The 6,276-nt window shown below is 63.8% G+C and carries 7 protein-coding genes; 1 reads left to right on the top strand and 6 read right to left on the bottom strand.

Annotated elements, in window-relative coordinates:
- A partial coding sequence (locus AC630_RS21270; protein ID WP_074120426.1) for a transposase domain-containing protein occupies nt 1-113 on the top strand: 113 nt, incomplete at its 5' end.
- Nucleotides 114-225: 112 nt separating this feature from the next.
- Here the strand turns inward: AC630_RS21270 and argG are convergent.
- From argG to AC630_RS21240, 6 genes are all read right to left on the bottom strand, one after another.
- On the bottom strand, nt 226-1,563 hold the full coding sequence (gene argG, locus AC630_RS21265; protein ID WP_074120425.1) for an argininosuccinate synthase: 1,338 nt from the start codon (nt 1,561-1,563) through the stop codon (nt 226-228).
- Nucleotides 1,564-1,656: 93 nt separating this feature from the next.
- A complete protein-coding gene (locus tag AC630_RS21260) occupies nt 1,657-2,433 on the bottom strand; it encodes a phosphatase PAP2 family protein (RefSeq protein ID WP_074120424.1) in 777 nt (258 codons plus the stop codon).
- Between the two features lie 156 nt (nt 2,434-2,589).
- Nucleotides 2,590-3,084 (bottom strand): hypothetical protein, encoded by a 495-nt coding sequence (locus AC630_RS21255; RefSeq protein WP_074120428.1) that lies wholly within the window; start codon nt 3,082-3,084, stop codon nt 2,590-2,592.
- A 160-nt stretch (nt 3,085-3,244) separates the two neighbouring features.
- Entirely contained in the window at nt 3,245-4,447 is a 1,203-nt protein-coding gene (rlmN, locus tag AC630_RS21250; RefSeq protein ID WP_074120423.1) for a dual-specificity RNA methyltransferase RlmN, read from the bottom strand.
- A gap of 209 nt (nt 4,448-4,656) precedes the next feature.
- Nucleotides 4,657-5,283, bottom strand: a complete 627-nt coding sequence (locus tag AC630_RS21245) for an invasion associated locus B family protein (RefSeq protein WP_074120422.1) — start codon at nt 5,281-5,283, stop codon at nt 4,657-4,659.
- Between the two features lie 116 nt (nt 5,284-5,399).
- The gene (locus tag AC630_RS21240; protein ID WP_074120421.1) at nt 5,400-6,236 is read right to left on the bottom strand and encodes an SDR family oxidoreductase; all 837 of its coding nucleotides are present in this window, start codon (nt 6,234-6,236) and stop codon (nt 5,400-5,402) included.
- Nucleotides 6,237-6,276: the final 40 nt, after the last annotated feature.

Genomic DNA, 6,276 nt, shown 5'->3' with positions numbered 1-6,276 from the left:
TTGCCTACTTAACCGACGCGCTCACCAGGATCGTCAATGGCCATCCGAATAGCGACATCGATCAGTTGCTGCCGTGGGCATATTGCCGTCACGACCTCAAAGCTGTGGCCTGAAAACAGCGCTTACAGCGAAGCGACGAAGCAATCCAGACTATCGTCGCGGAAAGAGTCTGGATTGCTTCGCTTCGCTCGCAATGACGAGCAAAACTGCAATCTCCAACTACGGCTAACCCTTGTCGCTCTCGAGCCGGAAGATCTGCGAGCCTTCGCTGCCCGACAACAGGCCGGTGTCGCTGTAGAGCTTCAGCTTGGTGCGCGTGTCGGCGATATCGAGGTTGCGCATGGTGAGCTGGCCGATACGGTCGGCAGGCGTGAACGCTGCGTCCTCGACCTTCTCCATGCTGAGCCGCTCCGGCGCATAGGTGAGGTTGGGGCTTTCCGTATTCATGATCGAATAGTCGTTGCCACGGCGCAGCTCGAGCGTCACCTCGCCGGTGACGGCGCGCGCGACCCAGCGCTGCGCGGTCTCGCGCAGCATCAAGGCCTGCGAGTCGAACCAGCGGCCCTGATAGAGGAGACGACCGAGGCGCAGGCCGCTGACGCGATACTGCTCGATGGTGTCCTCGTTGTGGATGCCGGTGACGAGACGCTCATAAGCGATGTGCAGCAGCGCCATGCCCGGCGCTTCATAGATGCCGCGGCTCTTGGCCTCGATGATGCGGTTCTCGATCTGGTCGCTCATGCCGAGGCCGTGGCGACCACCGATCGCGTTGGCTTCGAGGAACAGTGCGACCGGATCGGCGAAAGTCTGGCCGTTCAGCGCGGTGGGCTGGCCTTCCTCGAAGCGCACGACGACCTTCTCGGCCTTGACGTTGCAGTCGTCGCGCCAGAACGGCACGCCCATGATCGGGTTGACGATCTTGATGCCGCTGTCGAGGCTCTCCAGATCCTTCGCCTCGTGCGTGGCGCCGAGCAGGTTGCTGTCCGTTGAATACGCCTTCTCGGCGCTCATCTTGTACGCAAAACCCTGCGCCGTCATGAATGCCGACATCTCGGCGCGGCCGCCGAGCTCGTCGATGAACTGCTGGTCGAGCCAGGGCTTGTAGATGCGCAGGCTCGGATTGGTCAGCAGGCCGTAGCGATAGAAGCGCTCGATGTCGTTGCCCTTGAAGGTCGAGCCGTCGCCCCAGATGTTGACGCCGTCTTCCTTCATGGCCGCGACCAGCATCGTCCCGGTCACCGCGCGCCCGAGCGGTGTGGTGTTGAAATAGGTGATACCGCCGGTCGAGATGTGGAAGGCGCCCGACTGGATCGCGGCGATGCCTTCGTGGACGAGCTGCGTGCGGCAATCGACGAGCACGGCCTTCTCGGCGCCGAACTCCTGCGCCTTGCGCGGGATCTCGTTGTAGTCGGCTTCATCCGGCTGGCCGAGATTGGCGGTATAAGCGTAGCAGCGCGCGCCCTTCTGCTTCATCCAGAGCAGCGCAGCGCTGGTGTCGAGGCCGCCCGAAAAAGCGATGCCGACTTTCTCACCCTTGGGCAGGCTTTTCAGAATCGTGGTCATGGGGCTTCCAATCGGATCTCAAAGGGCTGATGGCGTTATGGTTTGACCCGCGCGAATATCAAATTTCGCAGCGCTCGGCACGCATTTAATGGCTCAAATCGACGATGCCGGGCCTGTCTGGCCACCGAACAGGCGCTGGCGGAGCCGGTAGCCGGGCGAGGCCAGCCGGGTCAGCGCGGCATCGACCGCCGCGTCCGAAAAGCGCGTTCGCGGCCAGCGGTAAATCAGCGCGTAGGCAAACCAGATCACGACGAAACTGACGAGGCCGGCGATTGAGACATCGGTGAAGAAGTGCCCGCCGAAAGCCATGCGCAGCCCGCTGGTCGCGATGCCGAAGACCACGGCGCCGGCATAGGCGAGCGGACGCCACGCCGGCGGGGCCAGCGCGGCCGGAGCCAGCGTCCAGAACGCAGTCGCGCCCTCGCCCGAGAAGAACGAGCAGTTGCGCGCGCAGTCGCCGCGCGGATCCCACCACGCCACGAATTGCTGGTCGCCGGCGAACTCGGTCACCATCACCGGCCGCGGCCGGCCCCAATAGGTCTTGAAGGTGAGGTTGGTCAGAATGCCGGCCGACATGATCATCGTGACCAGCAGGAAGACGATCGCGCGCCCTGACACCATCAGGGGCCGGTCGGGCCGGAACAGCTTGACCACGAGCGCGATCAACGGAGGCAGCATAAACGCCCAGGCAATCCACATCGCAGCGTCACGCGCGAAGCCGGCCCAGCCATTCAGCTTGAGCGGAAAGGTTTTCGTCTCGGGATCGAAGAACAGCGAGGCGAGCTTGAGATCGAGTTCGGGATAGAGGCCGAAAACGACGCCGATCACGAGCCACAGCGCCAGGGCGATGAAGAGTCCAGTCCGGTTCATGGCGCGCGGTTTACCGGAGTGGGAAGAAGATGGAAACCCTCACGACCGTCATTCCGGGATGGTCCGAAGGACCAGACCCGGAATCTCGAGATTCTCAGGTGCGCAATTGCGCACCATAGTTCGATGCTTCGCATCGCCCCGGAATGACAGCGTAAGCTACCGCGCGTCGGGCCTCGAATTCGACGGCAGCGGCGGAGGCTGCTTGCGCGGGGGCAACGGATCGCGCCAGGCGCCGGCATTGCGGCCGGCGATCAGCCAGTAGACGACGCCGGCGACAATGCCGGCACCGGTCATGATCTCCAGATGACGCCGCACGATACCCTCGAACTGCAGCGTGTCGGGATGGAAGGGAACGAGACCAAGATAGCAGGCGAGCCCGACAAGGCCGCCGCCGACGGCATAGGCGAGCGCGCTGCGGATATAGAGCGCTTCCGTGATCGCGACGATCACCGCCGCCGGCACCAGAGCAAAGCCCGAGACGAAGATGAAGCCGAAACCGAGCAGGATATCGATCGCGCCTTGATCGACGGGGCCGGCGCCGAGATCGGCGAATTCCGGGAACAGCAGCGCGATGACCACGATCATGCCGCCGACGAAGCAGGCGGCGAGGAAGCCGATGAAGATGACGATGAGGCGGCCGATCAATGTCATGACGCGACCCTGATCGTCATTGCGAGCGAAGCGAAGCAATCCAGAAATGCGTCCGTGGAGACAATCTGGATTGCTTCGTCGCTTCAGCGCAAAATTGCTTTCGCAATTTTGTCGCGAGCTCCGCGCAATGACGAGGTTGCAACAGCGTGCACATAACCGGCTAATCCGTCATCGCCATGGCGCGGAGCGCCTGGCGTTCGCGGGCCGAAAGCTTTTCGGTCTCCGACTTGAGCTGGCCGCAGGCGGCGAGGATGTCGCGGCCGCGCGGAGTGCGCACCGGCGAGGAATAGCCGGCGTTGAAGATATACTCGGAGAATTTCTCGATCTGGTCCCAGTCCGAACATTCATAGGCCGTGCCGGGCCAGGGATTGAACGGGATCAGGTTGATCTTGGCCGGAATGCCCTTGAGCATCTTCACCAGCAGCTTGGCATCGTCGAGCGAATCGTTGACGCCCTTGAGCATCACATACTCGAAGGTGATGCGGCGCGCGTTCGACGCGCCGGGATAGTCGCGGCAGGCCTGCAGCAGCTCGGCGATCGGATATTTGCGGTTGAGCGGCACGAGTTCGTTGCGCAATTCGTCGCGCACGGCGTGGAGCGAGATCGCGAGCATGACGCCGATCTCGTCGCCGGCGCGCACGATGTTCGGCACCACGCCCGAGGTGGACAGCGTGATGCGGCGACGGGAGATGCCGATGCCTTCATTGTCGCCGACGATGAGCAGCGCATCGCGCACCGCGTCAAAATTGTAGAGCGGCTCGCCCATGCCCATCATCACGATGTTGGTGACGCGGCGTGTGCCGTCCTCGCGATCGGCCCAATCATTCAGACGATCGCGCGCGACCATCACCTGCCCCACGATCTCGCCGGCGGTGAGGTTACGTACCAGCCGCTGCGTGCCGGTGTGGCAGAAGGCGCAGTTCAGCGTGCATCCGACCTGCGAGGAGACGCAGAGCGTGCCGCGATCGGTCTCGGGGATGTAGACGCATTCGACTTCATGCGCCTTCTCGACATTGTCACCGCTCGGCAAACGAAGCAGCCATTTGCGGGTGCCGTCGTTGGAGATCTGCTCGGCCACGACTTCGGGACGATCAACGGTGAAGCGCTCGGAGAGTGAGGTGCGGATCGCCTTCGAGACCGACGTCATCTCGTCAAAATTCTTGGCCCCGCGAAAATAGATCCAGTGCCACAATTGCTGCACGCGCATCTTGCGCTGCGCCGGCGCGACGCCGATCTCGCCGAGACAGTCGGCAAGCTCGGCGCGCGACAGGCCGATCAGTGACGGCCTGGCCGGCGGCACATAGGTTTCGAGCGGAGTCTTCTCCACCAGTGTTGCGTTGTGCGGCTCGGCAGTCGGTTGCATTGAATGGGCCTAATTGCTTGGTCGTTCCGGAGTGGCCCGAAGAGCCGAACCCGGAACCTCAAGATTCCGGGGTCCATGCTCAAGCGCCGCGCTTTGCGCGGTCCTGCCGCATCGCCCCGGAATGACGCGAAAAATCTGGAACCGCCCCTATATAGCAACCGGAATTGCCGATTGCGACCCTGTCGCCCGCAGCCTTAGCGCCTGCAAACTTATCGTCGGCAGTCCTGGGCGATCCGGTCGAGCGCCTGGGCGAGGCCCTTCAGCGAGAAGGTGTCGGTCGTCTCCGTGCCCTTGGCCGAGACGCCCTTGACCACGAGATCGGCGGATTTGCGCATGGCCTCGACCATCCGCTCCTCCTCGGCCGCATTCTTGATCCAGAGGCCGTCGCCCTGCGTGTACATCGCGAAAGCCGCGCCGCCGACCTCGACCGAGGATTCCGAGCCCGGCTTGAGGGCGTAGCCGATCATGACCGAGACTTCGTTGTTCACCTTCTCCGCCGGCCGGGTCGAGACGAAGGCATAGGCGGGATCGCGCGGCCGGTTCGGCGGGATGGTCTTCGACGACGACGGCTTGGCCAGCGCAAAGCAAACCTTCTTGCCGTTGGGCGTCGCCGAATAGGCACCCCAGGTGCCGAACTGGCCGATCAGGGTCGGCTCGGCGCCGCCCGCAACCGCCGCGGGCGGAGCCACCGGCTTGCTCTCTGGTTTTGCAGCCGTCTTGGCGGCGGGCGCAGCCGTTTTCGGTGCAGCCTTCGGCGCCGTCTGCGCCTGCGCGGAATCGGTGATTCCCCAGGCCGCCACGCCGGTCATCAAAGCTAAAATCAGCACCCGCCACATGCTGGAGTGGTTCCCTCAATATTGTGACTGGAAGATGGCCCGGTCGCGCTTTGTCCCCGAGTCAGGGATAGCCGGGAAAGTCCAATTTGGGAAGGCAGTTAGCGGAGTGACCGCCGTCAGCCTTTCGATCGCGCAGCGCGCTGCTCCGACCATTGGGCGTCAGTCCAGCGCAATAGATCCTCGGCGCCGGAACTGCGCAAATGCGCGCCACCGTCGATCACCACCATCTCGCCATTAATGTAACCGGCACGGTCGGAGACCAGGAAGCTGGCGAGATCGGCCAGCTCGCTATGCTCGCCGGTGCGCCCCATTGGGTTGCGCGCAGTCCAGCCTTCATCGCGCCCCTCGGGGCGGAGCTGCCCGGAAGCGCCGGCGGTCGGGAACGGGCCCGGCGCGATCGCGACGGTGCGGATGCCCTTCGGGCCCCACTCCACAGCAAGGCTCTTGGTCATCGCCAGCACCGCCGATTTCGCCATCGCCGACGGCACGGTGAAGGCGCGGCCGGTGATGGTGGAGGTCGACAGGATCGAGAGCACGACGCCGTTGTGCTTGCCCTCGATCCAGCGCCTGCCGGCGGCGAGCGTGCAATACATCGCGCCATGCAGTGTCGGGGCGAGGATCGCGTCCGCAGCGCGGAACGAGAGATGCTCGCTCTGCGCGATGAAGGTTGCGGCAGCATTGTTGACGAGGATGTCGAGCGGCGCCTCGTGCCAGATCTGATCCATCATGCTATCGACGGCAGCGCCGTCGCGGACATCGCAGGCGATGGTGGTGATCTTGCCGCCGGTCGAACGCATCTCGCCCGCTGTCGCTTCCAGCCGGTCGAGCTTGCGGCCGCAAATGACGAGCTCGGCGCCAAGCGCGAGGAAGCGGCGCCCCATCGCAGCGCCGAGGCCCGAGCCACCACCGGTGACGAGGATGCGCTTGTCCTTGAGCAGACCTGTTTCAAACATCGTTTGAATGCTCCCTTTTCTTCTTTCGTAAGGATAGGCT

It is taken from the genome of Bradyrhizobium sp. AS23.2, from assembly GCF_001908185.1.
GTDB lineage: Bacteria > Pseudomonadota > Alphaproteobacteria > Rhizobiales > Xanthobacteraceae > Bradyrhizobium.
The sequence above is the reverse complement of the archived record's forward strand: the minus strand, read 5'-3'. Positions and strand labels throughout refer to the sequence as shown.